General features: G+C 32.4%; 10 protein-coding genes. 3 read left to right on the top strand and 7 right to left on the bottom strand.

What is annotated here, in order from left to right:
- Positions 1-11: 11 nt before the first annotated feature.
- Together RH81_RS07725 and RH81_RS07720 are read right to left on the bottom strand one after the other, a co-directional pair.
- Positions 12-1,625, bottom strand: coding sequence for a S8 family peptidase (locus RH81_RS07725; RefSeq protein WP_052172521.1), 1,614 nt, complete (start codon positions 1,623-1,625; stop codon positions 12-14).
- 1 nt (position 1,626) lies between these two features.
- On the bottom strand, positions 1,627-2,487 hold the full coding sequence (locus RH81_RS07720) for an MBL fold metallo-hydrolase (protein ID WP_033959487.1): 861 nt from the start codon (positions 2,485-2,487) through the stop codon (positions 1,627-1,629).
- Between the two features lie 241 nt (positions 2,488-2,728).
- On the opposite strand from RH81_RS07720, the gene RH81_RS07715 reads away from it, so the two are divergent.
- Both RH81_RS07715 and RH81_RS07710 read left to right on the top strand, forming a co-directional pair.
- Positions 2,729-4,954, top strand: a complete 2,226-nt coding sequence (locus tag RH81_RS07715; RefSeq protein ID WP_033959485.1) for a SulP family inorganic anion transporter — start codon at positions 2,729-2,731, stop codon at positions 4,952-4,954.
- Positions 4,955-5,051: 97 nt separating this feature from the next.
- On the top strand, positions 5,052-6,887 hold the full coding sequence (locus tag RH81_RS07710) for a cation:proton antiporter (RefSeq protein WP_033959484.1): 1,836 nt from the start codon (positions 5,052-5,054) through the stop codon (positions 6,885-6,887).
- A 94-nt stretch (positions 6,888-6,981) separates the two neighbouring features.
- On the opposite strand, the gene RH81_RS07705 is transcribed toward RH81_RS07710, so the two are convergent.
- The 5 genes from RH81_RS07705 to lepA all read right to left on the bottom strand — a co-directional run bounded on the left by RH81_RS07705 (position 6,982) and on the right by lepA (position 14,916).
- A complete protein-coding gene (locus RH81_RS07705; RefSeq protein WP_152604804.1) occupies positions 6,982-7,713 on the bottom strand; it encodes a hypothetical protein in 732 nt (243 codons plus the stop codon).
- A gap of 23 nt (positions 7,714-7,736) precedes the next feature.
- Positions 7,737-8,510 carry a hypothetical protein gene (locus RH81_RS07700; protein ID WP_033959482.1) on the bottom strand — a complete coding sequence of 258 codons (774 nt, stop codon included), beginning with the start codon at positions 8,508-8,510 and terminating at the stop codon, positions 7,737-7,739.
- 26 nt (positions 8,511-8,536) lie between these two features.
- Complete coding sequence (locus RH81_RS07695; RefSeq protein WP_033959481.1) at positions 8,537-8,827, bottom strand: hypothetical protein; 291 nt, start codon at positions 8,825-8,827, stop codon at positions 8,537-8,539.
- Positions 8,828-8,998: 171 nt separating this feature from the next.
- Positions 8,999-13,033 carry a hybrid sensor histidine kinase/response regulator transcription factor gene (locus RH81_RS07690; RefSeq protein ID WP_033959478.1) on the bottom strand — a complete coding sequence of 1,345 codons (4,035 nt, stop codon included), beginning with the start codon at positions 13,031-13,033 and terminating at the stop codon, positions 8,999-9,001.
- An 86-nt stretch (positions 13,034-13,119) separates the two neighbouring features.
- Positions 13,120-14,916 (bottom strand): translation elongation factor 4, encoded by a 1,797-nt coding sequence (gene lepA / locus RH81_RS07685; protein WP_033959477.1) that lies wholly within the window; start codon positions 14,914-14,916, stop codon positions 13,120-13,122.
- Between the two features lie 197 nt (positions 14,917-15,113).
- On the opposite strand from lepA, the gene RH81_RS07680 reads away from it, so the two are divergent.
- A complete protein-coding gene (locus RH81_RS07680; RefSeq protein WP_052172465.1) occupies positions 15,114-17,486 on the top strand; it encodes a TonB-dependent receptor domain-containing protein in 2,373 nt (790 codons plus the stop codon).

The raw sequence follows: 17,486 nt of genomic DNA, 5'->3' as shown, positions 1-17,486 counted from the left end.
AAGTTTGATAATTATTGATTTGTAATTTGTGCTGCCATAATTAAAGCATTATATGCATTAACAATTTTACCTGATTTTGAGATATCTTTAAGGTTTTCAATATCTCTTGATTCGCCAACTAAAACTTTAGTATTAATTGGTAATCCAGAATCCATTATTATTTGTTTTACTTGAGGCGCTGTTAAGCTTGGATATTGAGACCGAATTAAAGCAGCTACACCAGCAACATTTGGAGCTGACATGGACGTTCCATTTTGCGATTCGTATTCGTTTTCAGGAGTTGCTGAATAAATTTCAGATCCAGGAGCAAATACGTCAACACTAATTTTTCCGAAGTTAGAATAATCTGCAACCATACTCGGACCATACCTTGGTGTTAAAGCGCCAACCGTAATGAAATTATCAGCAATCTCTTGTCCTCCACCAACGACATCGTTGGGGAAATTTACATGTACATCTACACTGTGAGCGTCATTTCCTGAACCATGAACAATTAGTACATCTTTAGTGGCAGCATATACAATAGCATCTCTTACCCAATCGCTATGAGGTGAAAATGATTTACCAAAACTCATGTTGATAATTTTCGCACCATTATCTGCAGCATAGCGAATCGCTAAAGCTACGTCTTTATCATACTCATCACCATTGGGAGTGGTGCGTATAGCCATTAATTTTGCGTTATTGGCGACACCTTTTACTCCTTTATTGTTATCGCGTTCTGCTAAAATAATACCACTTACGTGTGTCCCGTGGCTTTCAGTTTTGATAGTTGGTCTTGGATTGTTATTACCATATCCAACATCTGATAAATCATTTGAATCATCACTTGTTTTTCTGCCTTTGAAGTTTTTATTTAAGTGGTAATCTAATCGCGTATTAATTGTAATTAAATCCTTTTCAAGTGCTTTTTTAAAGGCGTCAACCGTATCGTAATCTAGGCTTAATATATAGCCAACCAATGCAATCGATTCTTGAAGTGCTTTGTCTTCGGTTTTAATAGCAGAAGCCTCCTCTTTAGTGTAGTCTTTCTTTTTTAAAAACTTTGAAACTGCATTATCCGCATCAACAACTTGTTGTAGTAATTGTGAAGATTGAGTTTTATACTGAGAATACTTTTGAAATTCGATATTGTATTTTTCTCCGGCTTCTGTATATCTTGGGTTTTGTTTGTCCCCAGAAACCAATAATCTTACATATTCTAATTGCTCATAATAAGTGTCACCAATAAAATTCCAGCCATGAATATCATCCACATAGCCATTATTATCGTCATCTTTTCCGTTGTTCGGAATTTCATCCTTATTTGTCCATAATACATCATCTAAATCTTCATGGTCTATATCAGTTGCAGAGTCAATTACAGCAACAATAACAGTTTTCCCTTTTTTATTTTTTATGATGTCTGAATATGCTTTTTCAACACTCATTCCTGGAATTGTGTCTTTCACTAAATCTAAATGCGACCATGTTTTTAGCTCATTTTCGGTTAATGGAGATACTTTCAATGGCGAATGGTCTATGTTTTCAGCTGGAGTAGATATAATACCTGATGAACCACCGCAACTAGAAAGTAATACTGAAGCGAAAAATGGTAAAGCGAAAGATTTAATGCAGTTATTCATTTTAATTAAAAATATCATTAGTAGTGTATACGTTTTTAAGTCTGACACCTTTTTCAGTATGCTGCACAGTAATAATTTCGTTGTGTGCATCATGTTCTAAAAACAAGTAATAGTCATAGTCTGCTGCCATTTTGAGAAATTTTTCTTTTTCATCCAATGAAAGTAACGGCCTTGTGTCGTAACCCATAACAAATGGCACAGGTAAATGTCCTGCAGTAGGAAGTAAATCTGCCATAAAACAAATGGTTTTGCCTTTATACTGGATCATAGGAATCATTTGTTTTTCGGTGTGACCATTAGCAAAAAAAATATCGAAACCAAGTTCTGAATTTTTAAGCATGTCTATTTCTGGAAGTGACGTAAATTTTAATTGTCCACTTTCTTCCATTGGCAAAATGTTTTCTTTTAAAAAAGAAGCTTTTTCCCGTTTGTTAGGCTGTGTTGCCCATTCCCAGTGATTTTTATTACTCCAAAACTGAGCGTTTTTAAAAGCTGGTTCATAACCGGTTCGGTCCTTATTCCATTGAACACTTCCTCCACAGTGATCAAAATGTAAATGCGTCATAAACACATCTGTAATATCATCACGATGAAACCCATGAGCTTTGAGCGACTTATCAATAGAATCATTTCCCCAAAGAAAATAATATCCAAAAAACTTATCACTTTGTTTGTTTCCCATTCCAGTATCAATTAAAATTAATCGATTACCATCTTCAATTAATAAACAGCGAGCCGCTATATCAATCATGTTATTGGCATCTGCAGGATTAGTTCTTGTCCAAAGTGATTTAGGGACAACACCAAACATGGCACCACCATCAAGTTTAAAATTACCAGCGTTTATTGGATATAAATTCATGATTGCAAATTAATAAATATGACCATGAACACGGTAGGTTTTAGCACTTTATTAAGATATCACGGAATTTTGTCGGTTTGAAAAGTGAAATTGTAACTCAAGAAACATGAATTTATTCATAATGTATTAATTTACTGATGTTAAGCCCACTAGAAAAAACAAAATTATTTTTTTAGCTTTTTAAATGATTTCATTTTTTTGAAAAACGTATATTATGCCATAATTGACCTTTTTTTGAAATATGATAACTAAAAATGCGATGCCTGCTTCTGGAATTAAAGGATTAAAAGAAAATTGGCGTAATGATCTTTCCGCAGCCTTAAGCGTCTCACTTGTAGCCCTACCTCTAGCACTTGGAATTGCTGTTGCTTCTGAAGTAACACCAATGGCCGGAGTTCTTTCCGCAATAATTGGAGGAGTTGTAACAACATTTTTTAGAGGAGGTCACTTGGCAATTAATGGTCCAGCAGCTGGATTAATTGCAGTCATTTTAGGAGGTCTAGTAGTGTTAGAAGGTAATATTAATTATGTTTTAGCTGCAATTGTTATATCTGGTGGAATTCAAACTCTTTTAGGATTCCTAAAAATGGGGCGATTTGCTAAACTATTACCATCATCTGTTCTTCATGGAATTTTAGCCGCAATTGGTGTTATAATTTTCGCAAAACAAGCTCATTATGCACTTGGAACCACATCTGATGCTGATACTACCATTGGCACTTTATTAGATATTTTTTATAAATTACCAGAAGCAAATCCTTTTGTTTTTTTGGTAGCATTATCCGGGATTTTAGTTCTTGTTTTTTATAAAAAAATAAAACATAAATTTATTCGAATTATCCCTGCGCCAATGTGGGTTTTGTTATTAGCGATACCGCTAGTCTTTGGTTTTGATTTTTTTAATGAACACAGTATATCTCTTTTTGGAAACACTTACAATGTTGGTCCAAATTTATTAATAGATATTCCAGACAACCCGTTAGATAGTATAATGCATCCTGATTTTGGTATGATTGGGACCTCAGCTTTTTGGCTTACCGTTTTGTCTATCACCATGATTGCATCTGTTGAAACCTTAGCTAGTGCACGAGCTGTTGATAAGTTAGATCCATATAAACGAACAACCAACCTTAATAAAGATTTAGTGGGTGTTGGATTAAGTACTATGGTTTCGGGCGCACTAGGTGGACTTCCAATTATTACCGTAATTGTTAGAAGTACAGTTAATGTTAATAGTAATGCTAAAACCAAATGGTCTAATTTCTATCATGGAATCTTTTTAATTCTATTTGTTCTTATTTTGGCACCAATTTTAAGAAGTGTTCCATTAGCTGCATTAGCTGCTATTTTGGTACACACTGGATTTAAATTAGCTTCACCCAAAGTTTTTAAGCATGCATATGACCAAGGAGTTGAACAATTATTGTTTTTATCGTCTACACTTATTATTACCTTATTTACAGATTTGCTTTATGGAATTGTGGGAGGTATTTTAGTGACACTAATTTTACAAATGTTATTAGCCAAGGTAGGTTTTATGGCCTTCTTTAAAAAAGTCTATAAATCTGGTTCGAAAGTGTATGTTTTAGAAAATGGCACTTATGATGTTAAGTTAAAAGGTATTTCAAATTTTTTATATGCTTTACAACTTGATAAACTATTAGGTGATATTCCGGCAGGATCAACTGTGCGGATAGATATGTCACAAACTCGTTTGGTGGACCTTACAATAATGGAAAACCTGATTGAATTTAAGCGCATTCATGATAATGATGGAGGAGATGTAAAACTAATTGGTCTAGACAATCATGTGGCGTCTACAAGTCATAATAGAGCTTTAAGAATCATAACTGGTCGTGTAAAAAAGAGAATTACCCAACGTCAAATACGCTTACAGAAGTTGGCTATTGCTAACCACTGGTCTTTTGAACGAGAAATTGATTGGAATACATCCTATCTAAGGAATTTCACATTCTTTGATTCACGTCCAATAGAAATGAAAAGCAACTCTTTACAAGGGGTTGATGTGGAAAATAATGCAAAATGGGAGATCGCAGATATCGTGTTTGATGAAGGCGCCATGCTTGCATTAGAAGTATATCAAACGACGGTACAAATTGTTCGATTACCATCGCCTATACCTCGATTTATTATTGATAAAGAAGGACTTTTTGATAAAATTTTCGAAAAAGTGAAGGTTTTTTCTGGAAAAAGACGAGATATTAATTTTGTAAAATATCCAGGATTTTCAAACAAATTTCAATTAAGCGGAGAAAATGAAGAGGTTATAAGAGCCTTTTTCACTGATGAGCTTATTCGTTTTTTAGAACAAAATGAAATTCATCATATAGAAAGTAACGGAGAAGCATTGATGATATTTAAATACCTCCATATTGCTCGTACAGACGAAGTGAAAAACATGCTTACTTTTTCACATAATTTATTAGGACACATGACTTTAAAATAGAGTTTTCAAAAACAATTGATTTGCTACTAAGAATACTCAAGACCAATAGCCTAAATATAAAATTGTAATTTTTTAGTATTTTCACAAAAAAGAAAGAATGTTAGAATTAGCAGGAATCATCATCTTAGGTATATTAGCACAGTGGGTGGCTTGGAAATTTAAAATTCCAGCAATTCTACCTTTAATCCTTATTGGCTTACTTGTTGGACCAGTTGCCGCGGAGTTTTTATCCGAAGATGGAACAAAATGGATTGAACCCATTTGGAATGGAACTGAAGGTTTGTTTCCCGGCGAAAGCTTGTTTTATTTTGTATCTCTGGCTATTAGTATCATTTTATTTGAAGGTGGATTAACACTAAAGCTTAGTGAAATTAAAAATGTAGGCCCAGTTATTAGTAAGTTAATTACTCTAGGTGCCTTAGTTACTTTTTTTGGAGCTGCAGTTGCTGCTCATTTTATTTTTGAATTAAGTTGGGAGATCTCATTTTTATTTTCTGGTTTGATTATAGTTACAGGACCAACTGTAATCACGCCTATTCTGCGAAATATTCCATTAAAAAAAGATGTTTCAGCAGTGTTAAAATGGGAAGGTATTTTAATTGATCCTATTGGAGCATTAGTTGCAGTATTAGTGTTCGAATTTATAAGTGTTGGAGGAGGAGGAGAATTTACAAAAACTGCTTTTATAGAGTTTGGTAAAATCGTTTTATTTGGCTCTACCTTTGGATTCACATTTGCACATGCACTTAATTTTTCGATCAATAAGAAATGGATTCCACATTACTTATTAAACGTTTTTGCTTTAGCAGCTGTTTTAGGGGTTTTTGTGTTATCAGATAATTTTGCTCATGAATCAGGATTATTAGCGGTAGTTGTTATGGGAATGGTTTTGGGAAACTCAGATTCACCCTACCTAAAAGAGTTACTATATTTTAAGGAGTCACTTAGTGTATTATTAATTTCCATCCTATTTATTCTTCTCGCTGCAAATATCAATATGGAGGATTTAATGCTTATTTATAATTGGGAAACTGCAATTTTATTCGCAATAGTAGTTTTTGTAATTAGACCCATTGGTGTTTTTTTAAGTACTCACGGTTCTGATTTAAAGTTGAATGAAAAACTATTTATAAGTTGGGTTGGACCAAGAGGTATTGTAGCAGCCGGAATCGCTTCTTTATTTGGGTTAAAGTTGGCAAAAAATGGAGTTTTAGGAGCTGAATATATAACCCCTTTGGTGTTTATGATTGTTCTTGGAACCGTATTACTGAATGCTACAACAGCACGTTTTTTCGCAAAAACGATAGGTGTATTTTTAACTAAGTCTGAAGGTATTTTAATTGTTGGCGCTTCAAAAGTATCTCGTCTGTTAGGTCATTATCTTGAGTCTAACGGAAGACATGTGGTTTTAATTGATAGTAATGAAACCAACATTCAAAAAGCAAAAGACCTTGGTCTTGAGGCTTTGAATACCAATATCTATTCAGACAAACTACTTGATAATATTGAACTTAATGACATTGGATACCTTATGGCATTAACAGGTAGTGCTGATATTAATAAGTATGCTATTAATAAATTTAGTAAACAGTTTGGAGAAAACGGAAGTTTTCGATTAGTAACAACTGATGAAATGAAGGACAATAAAAACAATCCAAAAGAAGGTTTATTTTCTCACACGGACGATTATCTTCAGCTATCTGAAGTTACACGCAAGTTTCCAACAGTTAATGAAATAGAACTTACTGATAAGTCCCATTATGACACGTTAATTGAAATGACTAATAAGGATAAAGATATTATTCCTTTATTTTTGAAAGATGATAATGATGAATTAACGATTATTTCTTCTAACAATAAAGACGTGAACAAGATTGGCGAGCACTGGAAATTGGTTTACTTAGGAAAGCCTTTTGACATAGAAAATGTTTAAAAACAAAGAGGCTCAAACATTAGTTCAAGCCTCCTCATTTAAGACCAATTTCAAATAATCAATTTTAAAAACCGTGTCTCAAAATGTCTAAATATTATTTACCAAGACCAATACGAGCATAAGCCATAACCATATTGTCTTTGTTTAAGCCTAGCCACGTATTACTAATCTCCCTTTCATTGTCTTCATACTCATAAGTACGTTGAGAATAAGATAAAAACGGAACTGTAACGCCAACAGCAATTTTATCGTTGACATTAAAATTTGCACCAAAAATCAAGGAGGCACCATAGCCATTAAAGTCCTCTTCAAAACCGAAATTTTCAAGATTTCCAATTTCATAATTCGCCTTAAGACCATAAGTAAGATCTAATTCAGCATTTTTTGTAATTCTATCAAAATAGGTGTATTGCAATCCAAAACTAGTCCTATTAAATTTGTATTCGTCTGCATTACTTATGTGATGACTAACAGCAGCACCTACATAGCTTGCTCCATTATAATTGTCTTCAGAAATCCTATAATTATATTCTCCACCAAGACAAAAGGAAGTTTCACTCTCGCCTTCAGAAGAGTTTAATCCAAATCCTCCTGATGCTGCTACAAATTGAGTTGGATAGTGGTATGCTATAAGTTCTGGTTCTTGATCTGCCTCTACCCATTCCGAAAGTTTGTTCAAATCTAACAACCCTTCTTTTGTAAATGGTATAGTTTGCTCTCCGTTTAATTCGGCGTCAAACATTGCTTTACATCCATAATTTGTGGATATTAAAAAAGAAAGCAGAATTAGATAAATTAATCTCGTAAAAAATGTTGATGTTTTCATAATAAAATTTATTTAATTATTTTTTAGTTTTTCGAATTTGCAAAAGTGTAAACCAGAGAAAATGCGAGTAGATTTCTTTTGTTAATTAATCCCCATCTTGAAAACGTTTTTGTTTCAAAATCTTCGTATTTACGGGTTTGTTCTTGATAATTGAAAACATTGGTTTGAATCATTAATGCCCACTGTTGTGCCATCATGATTTGGAAACCGAGAACTATTCCAATAGTAAGTCTGGTTATATCATAGGTAAATCCATCTTCAAATTTTTCTTTACCAAAACCGTATCCACCAGCTAAACCGTAAAGAAATCTAACTTGTTGAAATTGCTTAACTAATTGAGCGAACATTAGAACTTTTAATGTTATATCAATTAAAGATGTTGAAACAAAATCACTATTTGAACCATTATAGGCTACGCCTAAAGCTCCATATACAGCTGAACGCTTTAGCATTGCCAATCTATAATAATATTCAGCGTGTAGGCACCAGAGAGTTTGATCGCCATTAAACCCAAAACCAAGGCCAAACGCAGCCATACTAAGTGCATACGCAATAGCATTAACTTGGGCATCATTTTGAGTAATACTCGTGGGTGCATTTTCAACACTATATGCTATCTTATAATCATCTATGTTGACTTCATATGATCTAAGATCTATTGTGCTTGACGACATAGAGACTATATCTAAATCTTGAAAAGATATTTCATTCTCATTTAAATTTTGAGATTGTAATTGAGTAGCAGTGTTTATTAAAATAAACGCTAATACCATTAAAAAAAGTTGTGTTGTTTTCATAATATAAAGGTTTGGTTAATTTCTGTTTATAGTTTTATTTTATTTACGCAAAATGCATGATATACTCTTAATTCCTTTGTGCGAATCTTTATGTTCGACTTTGCTTCAAACTCCCATGAATCAGGCTCGTTTTGAGGAGCTTCTTCATCTCTACTAAATAAACGTGTAGAACAAGCTTTATCTTTGCAATGGGTGTTGCCTTCACACCAAACAAAACCATTTCCGAACAATACTTTCTTTTTGGAGGCACCACAAAACTTATAGCCATCTAAAATGACAATTGCCTTTTTCTTAAAAGATGTGAGTACTCTTTTCACTACTATTAATATGAATTGAAATAATTAATATGAAATGAAATTACAAGACAATGATTGTGAAGGCTTTAAGTATTTCAAAAATTACTAAGAGTAATGTTGCATTAATAGTAATTCGCATATACTATTCTTGCATTTTAATGGTAGATTATAATATAAGTTTTTGAATTACAGCTATTTACGTGTTTCATTTGGAGCATAGCCAAATTCAGCCTTAAATGCTCTGCTAAACCAACCAGGACTATTAAAACCTGTTTGATAAGCGATTTCAGAAATAGTGAATTCTGAATTTTGAAGTATTGTTTTTGCTTTTTGAAGACGAACCCTTCTAATAAAAACAGCTGTAGACGCGTCAGTTGTTGCTTTCAATTTTCTATAAAGCTGTGATTCACTTAAACCTAGTTCTCTTGATAATCGCATTGAGTTGAATGACGCATCATCAATGTTTTGTTCAATATAAAACAAGACCTTATTCATAAATGCAGCATCTTTGTCTTCAAGGTCTTTACTTGGAATTGCATCCCAAGATGAAGCGCTAGTGTATTTTTGATATAGTAATGTTCTAAGTTTAATAAGCTCTTGAATTCTTACGAATAGTTCTGCTTTATTAAAAGGCTTTGTTATAAATGCATCAGCACCATTTGAAAGACCTCTTATTTTATCTTGATCTGAAGCTTTTGCCGTCAATAGAATAATTGGAATATGTGATGTTTTTTCATCACTTTTGAGTGTTTTGCACAACTCAAATCCGTTTTTTTCCGGCATCATGATATCACTAATTATAACATCAGGTATGTGTTCTAAAGCTTTTTCAATTCCAGTTTTTCCATTGATAGCAGAAATGACATTATAATGGCTTACTAATGATGTTTGTAATAGGTTTAAAATATCTTTATTATCATCAACAATTAAAACGATTGCCTTTTCATTCGATTGATTATCAATTGTCTCTATAAAACTGTCTTCTAAAGGGCTTGAAGTAATTAAAGCATCTAACAATTGTTCTTTTAACGCTTCTTTTGGTGCGCTATTGGTAATTGGCAATGTAATGTTAAATGTTGTTCCTATATGAATTTCACTTTCAACGCGAATGGAGCCTTTCATTAAATGCACGAGCTCTTTTGTTAGGGTTAATCCAATTCCGGAACCCTCTTCGGTATATTCGGTTGTATTATCAACTTGGTAAAATCGATCAAAAATTGACGTTAAATGTTCTTTTGCAATACCCTTTCCAGAGTCCTTAACTTTAATTGAAACTGTATTTTTCCCAGTTTTTAAGTGCACTACAATTTGATCGTTTACCTCACTGTTTTTAATAGCATTACTGAGGAGATTACTCATTATTTTTTGTATAGAATTAGCATCAAAGTCACAGATGAGCTCTCTTTCTTCGGTGTAAAAAGTAAGTTTTATATCTTTTGATTCTGCATAAGATGAAAAATGCGTAACGATATGTTTTAAATACCAGACCAAATCTGCTTGAACAGGTTTTAATGTCATTTTTTGCTTATCAATTTTAGCAAGATCTAGCATTTGATTTACTAATTTAAGAACAGCATTACTATTATGTTCAATAGTTTTTAGTGATTTTACGGAATCGTCATCTTTTAATTTTTGAAAATTTTCACTTAAGTTAGAAGTGATGCCCTTTATAACCGTTAAAGGTGTTCTGAACTCATGGGTTATATTGGTATATAGTTTGGTTTTCAGAGCATCTAGTTCTTTTAGCTTTTGTGTTTGTTGCTCTTGAAGTTTTTTCTGTAACTGAAAATAATATAAGGCTGAAACGAAAGACAAAAACAATAAGGTATAAATAATGTATGCCACATGAGTTTTCCACCAAGGAGGAGTAACTTTTAAGGCTAGTTTTAATGGCGCAGAATTCCAGATTTCCCCTCTGGTTTTACCTTGGACCAATAGAGTATACTCTCCTGAAGCCATATTCAAAAACTGAATTTCTTTCCTTTTTTGAAGGTCGTTCCATTCAGTATCATTAGGTAATAATTTATAAACGTAACTATTGTTTTTTTGAGGATTGAAATCCAAATCTGAAAACTCTAAATAAAATGGAAATTGATTAAAAGCTAATTCAATTTTTGAACTCCTATCTTCATTTTTATTAATTAGAGCTTTAAAAAAATGATTGGTGTCATCAATTTTTACATTAGTAAAAGTTAACTCACCATCACTGTCTAATTGACCAACGTCATAAGGGTTGAAATAATTATAACCATTTGTTCCTCCAAAATAAAGAATCCCATTATGATCTTTAAAGCTAGCGCCTAAATTAAACTCGTTTCCCTGTAAGCCATCATTTTCATTGTAATTTGCAAACTGTTCTGTGGATTTATTAAAACTGAAAATTCCAGAGTTTGTTGATAACCATAAAAGTCCGGTTTCATCTTGTTGAATAGAATAAACCACACCATTTGTTAGTCCGTGTTCTTCGTTGAAAACTTTAAACCCATTAGTTTCTGGATTATATCTATTTATCCCATTGAGAGTTCCAACCCATAAGGTTTTGTCAGTATCCTCAAGAACACTTAGAATAGTATTATTGCTAATGGAATTGGGGTTTTCTTCGTCATTCTTAAACCTAGTAAATTTTGGATTTCCAAATCCAGAGGAATTGAATTGTAAATGATTGAGTCCATTTTCAGTACCAATCCAATACCCATTAGATTGATCCTTATAAAACACATAGTTTACATTCGTGCTAATACTATTTTTATTTTTCGGTTTGTTTTTAAACTGTTGAAATTTGAAATCTCGGGCGTCAATATCTCCAATAAACCGATGGGTTCCACCGCCTAAAGTTGCTATCCAAATATCGCCATTAGTATCTGCATGAATATTTCTAATTTTAAGGTTACTTAAACTTAATGAATCAACAGCGTGTTTATTAACAGTAATAAAACTCGGAGCTGTAGGATCAAAACTATTAAGATTGGTCAAGGCCACACCTTTTTGAGTTCCTATCCATAAATTATTTTTAGTATCTATAGCGATACTTCTTACTGTATTATGAGGAATGTTGTTGTAATAGTATGTTTTGTTTTCAGTAATTAAATGTAATCCATCTAATGTTCCTACCCAAAGACCATGTTTGCTCTTTGCAAACGTATAAACGTGTTCGTTTTTTAAAGTGTTTTTTTGAGGTTTATTTTTTTGTACTAACTTAAAGACAAGGTCTTTTAAAGCGGCTTGATAAAGTTTGTCGCCTCCAAGCCATAGAAAATCATCTTCTACAAATACACTATTTATTCTATTAGTTAATAGACCAGTTTCTTCACTTGTATTAGTGTCAAATAGTTTAGTCTGTAAAAACGAATTATTATTTTTATTGAAGTTGTTGCACCATATAAATCCTGAATCTGTAGCTAAATACAATTCATTTCCTTTTGAAACCATATCGAATATCGCAATAGGGTTACTAGATTTCAAGGCTATAGTATTTATTTGACTTGTATTTTGATTTAAAAGATATAAACCTTCATCTGTACCTATCCATAATCCGTTTTTTGAATCTAAAAAAGAATGAATTTTTAGCTCATTAAACTCAGGCATTAGCCTATTAAATGTAAACTCAGAACCTGTAATTTTAGAATAGTAAATTTCACCATCTCTTGTTCCAACCCAAACATTGTTTTTCACAATTTTTAAAGCGGTAATATTCGCAGGTGTATTTTCAAAAAATGAAATTTTTGATGCTGCAATTGTATTTTCAGAAACAGTAATTGTTATCAAACCCTGATCTAAAAACGCTGCAAAAACATTTCCTTTATTGTCTAATGATAGTTTATTGCATTGTGCATTATTGGGTAAATTAGGAATTATGATTTTAGTAAAGGAATCTGTTTTTGGAGAGTAGTAGCATAGTCCATTGTTCTTTGTGGCTATCCAAATATTTCCACTCTGATCTTCAGCTAAAGCATTTATAAAATTTCCTGAAATGCTTTCTGGATTCTTTTTTTGAGATTTATAAACCTTAAAGGAGTGACCATCAAATCGATTTAATCCATCTTGTGTACCTAACCACAGAAAACCATTACTGTCTTTTAGTATTGTATTTATGGTTTCTTGAGACAATCCTTTTTCAACGCCATATTTAAAAAAATCTAATTGTTGCGCATTAAGATTTGATGTTATTGCAAAAACAAAACACAATACAAGAGGTATTGATTTTAGAGTTGTTAATCTAAAACACATGTATTTATTAAGGTTGGTTGACCTAAATGTACAAAAAAACCGAAGTGAAATACTTCGGTTTATATTATAAAAGTTTACTTGTAAGATTAATCATTCAATTTTAACACAGCCATAAATGCTTGTTGAGGAATTTCTACATTACCCACTTGTCGCATACGTTTTTTACCCTTTTTCTGTTTTTCTAAAAGTTTACGTTTACGAGAAATATCTCCACCATAACATTTGGCGGTTACATCTTTTCGCAATGCCTTGATAGTTTCTCGAGATATGATTTTAGCACCAATAGCTGCTTGAATAGGAATATCAAATTGCTGTCTTGGAATTAATTCCTTTAGTTTCTCACACATTTTTTTACCAATGTGTTGAGCATTATCCGTATGAATTAATGCAGATAGTGCATCAACAGTTTGGGCATTTAATAGAATATCTAAACGCACCAATTTTGATACTTTCATTCCAATAGGTGAATAATCAAATGATGCATAACCTTTAGAAACTGTTTTTAGGCGATCATAAAAATCAAATACAATTTCAGCAAGAGGCATTTCAAAAGTCAATTCTACGCGTTCTGTTGTTAAATAAGTTTGGTTTAAGACAACGCCTCGTTTTTCAATACAAAGTGACATCACATTACCTACAAAATCTGATTTTGTAATAATAGTTGCTTTAATATAAGGCTCTTCAACACGATTTACGGTTGTCGGTTCTGGTAAATCAGAAGGGTTGTTTACAACAAAAGCTTCATCTGGATTTTTATTAGTGTAGGCGTGGTAAGATACATTAGGAACTGTTGTAATCACAGTCATATCAAACTCACGTTCTAATCGTTCTTGTATGATTTCCATGTGAAGCATTCCAAGGAATCCACACCTAAAACCAAAACCTAATGCAGCAGAACTTTCTGGCTGAAACACTAAAGAAGCATCATTTAATTGTAGTTTTTCCATAGAGTTACGAAGCTCTTCGTAATCTTCTGTATCAACAGGATAAATTCCAGCAAATACCATAGGTTTTACATCTTCAAAACCTTCTACGATATTAGTTGTTGGGTTTACAAAATCAGTAATGGTGTCTCCAACTTTTACTTCTTTAGCGGTTTTAATTCCTGTAATTAAATAACCAACATCACCAGCTTTTACACTTTTTTTGGCAACCTGTGTAAGCTTTAAGGTACCAACTTCATCTGCAAAATATTCTTTGTCTGTAGCGACAAATTTAATTTTTTGTCCCTTTTTAATCTCTCCATTAAAGACTCTGAAATAAGTTTCAATACCTCTAAATGTATTGTAAACCGAATCAAAAATTAGAGCTTGCAATGGCTCATCGGGATCTCCTTTTGGAGCCGGAACACGTTTTATAATAGCTTCAAGGATATTATCAACTCCAAAACCTGTTTTACCACTAGCGTGAATCACTTCTTCAGGATCACAACCTAATAGATCAACAATATCGTCTGTTACTTCTTCTGGATTTGCACTAGGTAAATCAACCTTATTAAGCACAGGGATAATTTCTAAATCATTTTCTAAAGCGAGATAAAGATTTGAAATGGTTTGCGCCTGTATACTTTGAGCTGCATCAACAATTAATAATGCGCCTTCACAAGCAGCAATAGAACGAGATACTTCATAAGAAAAGTCAACGTGACCAGGAGTATCTATAAGATTAAGTACATACTCCTGACCTTCAAAAGTATATTCCATTTGAATGGCATGTGACTTAATGGTAATTCCACGTTCACGCTCCAAATCCATACTATCTAAAAGTTGGTCTTGTTTTTCGCGATCAGTAACTGTACCAGTAAAATCAAGCAAACGATCTGCTAGAGTGCTTTTTCCGTGGTCAATATGTGCTATAATGCAAAAATTTCTGATATACTTCATAAATCAAATCTCCTTTAAAAGATGCTGCAAATATAATTGATTTCTTACGCATAAAATGGCATAAATGTTTACAAAAACCCTAACATGTGAGGAAAATCAGTTAATTCTATTAAAAACAAATGTTATATTGCGTTTCAAAACCCTAACTAAATTTGAAATCCCTACTCAATTTTACATTCTTACTAGTATGCTCACTTATGAGCTATGGGCAGAGTCTATCTGTTTCGGGAACTGTAATTGATGCAGACAACAATCCAATTGAATTTGCAAACGTCATCATATTAAGTGAGGATGAGAGTGAAATATTAAAGGGTACTTCAACAGACCACAGAGGTTATTTCAATATTCTAAATTTAGAAACCAATACCTACATAATAAAAGTTAGTTACATAGGTTTCGATGATTTTAATCAAAAGATTGTCCTTTCGGGTAATTTAGATTTACAAACAATTCAACTTAATCAAGTTTCAGAAACCCTGGATGAGGTAAGTATTTTTGTTAAAAAACCAACTATAAAACGAGAAGCTGATCGATTGGTTTTTAATATAGAAAAAACTGCTTTAGTTGAAGGCGATATGCTTCAGGTATTAAAAAGCACTCCTGGTGTTTTGGTGATTGGTGATGAAATTACAGTTAAAAACTCAAACCCAACAGTATACATTAACAATAGAAAAGTCAATTTATCTTCTGAAGATTTGAATCAATTATTGGAAGGGTCTTCTGCCAATTCTATAAAATCTGTTGAAGTGATTACAAACCCTTCTGCTAGATATGATGCCGAAAGTGGAGTTGTAATTAATATTATTATGAGTAAAAACCTCATAACAGGTTACAGAGGAAGTATTTTTGCAAACTATACGCAAGGTGTTTTTCCGAGATATACCGCAGGAACAAGTCATTTTTTCAAAAACGAAGACATCAGTTTAAATATCAATTATAGTTATTCTAAAGACAAAATTAATAGAGAGGGAGACGACACGGTGAATTTCTTAGATAGTTCAAATGAGGTCGATCAGAGTTGGCGTTCTTTTACAAATAGAAACACGTGGTCTGAAACTCACAACCTCAACACAAACTTTGATTATTTCATTAATGATAATAGTACTTTAAGTATCTCTTCTAACGCACTGTATTTGCCGTACTTTAAATACGAAATCGCTAGTAATACTGTAATTAATGATGAGAATAGTAATTATTTATCTCGATTTACAGCAGATAATTTATCAAGAGATAATAAATATAATTTAGCTTTTGACGTAGATTTTAGTCATAAATTCTCAAAGGGAGAATTGATGATAAATGCTCATTATACGACTTATAATTATGAAAGAAATCAAGGCGTAATTAGTAACTTTTTTGATGTGAATAATACGTTTCTAAGCGCAAGTGCATTCAATACTGATAATAATCAAAAGACTGGTATTTTTGCTGGAAAAACAGACTATAGTTTACCTATAAATGAATTTTCAAATTTTGAAACAGGGTTTAAGTTTTCTAGTACAAGTACAGAAAGTGATATCACACAGTTTGATGTAGATATCATTACCGGAAACGAAATGATTGATGCCTTAAATTCTGACGCTTTTAATTACGATGAAAAGATTTACGCGGCTTATGCAAACTATGATATGAGTATTGAAAAGTGGAGTGTCAATGCTGGTTTGCGAGTTGAACAGACTAATATTGAAGGAGAATCACCTTTAACAAATATTACCAATACACAAGACTATTTGGAATGGTTTCCAAATGCAAGTTTGCAATATAATATTTCTGATGATTACAATGTGTATGCAAATTACAAACGAAGTATTGCTAGACCAAGTTATGCAGATTTAAATCCGTTTAGTTTTTTCTTAAATGATAATTACGTGGTTTCTGGGAATCCGTTTTTGGTTCCAACCTTTACCGATCAAATTGTTTTTGGAACAAGCATTACCAAGTATTTTACTTTTGAAGCTTATTACAAAAACTTTGATGGCGCTATTTCTGAAATTCCAAGACAAAATAACACCACAAATGTTATTGAATATATTTCAGTAAACTTTGATAAATCTGTTGAATTTGGATTCGATTTCATCACCAATTTTGATGTCACTAATCGATGGTCAATTTATGCCGTTACTTCTTTTTATAATTTTGAAGAAGAAACAGATTTCGGACAAGGTTTTGTAACCAAAGATCAGTGGTCTAATTATTCTGAGTTACAAAATGATTTTACATTATTAAAAGATAATAGTTTAAATATTAGTTTCGCTTTAACTTGGCTTGGAAAAAACCTACAAGGCTTTCAAATTGTCGAAAACAGGCTGTTTTCAGAATTAGCCGTCTCTAAGTCAATTTTAAATAAAAAAGGAGTAATCTCATTATCTGTAAGTGATCTATTTAACACTCATGATTTTGATTATAGCACACAATATCAAAACCAATTTAATTTTGGACATGCAGATATTGATGATCGCTATGTGAGATTGGGTTTTAGATATAAATTCGGAAACACAAAATTAAACAGCAATGCTCGTGCTATTGATACTGAAGAACGTGAGCGTATAGAAAAAAAGACAACCAATTAA

The organism is Psychroserpens jangbogonensis (genome assembly GCF_000797465.1).
GTDB classification, from domain to species: domain Bacteria; phylum Bacteroidota; class Bacteroidia; order Flavobacteriales; family Flavobacteriaceae; genus Psychroserpens; species Psychroserpens jangbogonensis.
This window is presented reverse-complemented; position numbering and strand designations above follow the sequence as displayed.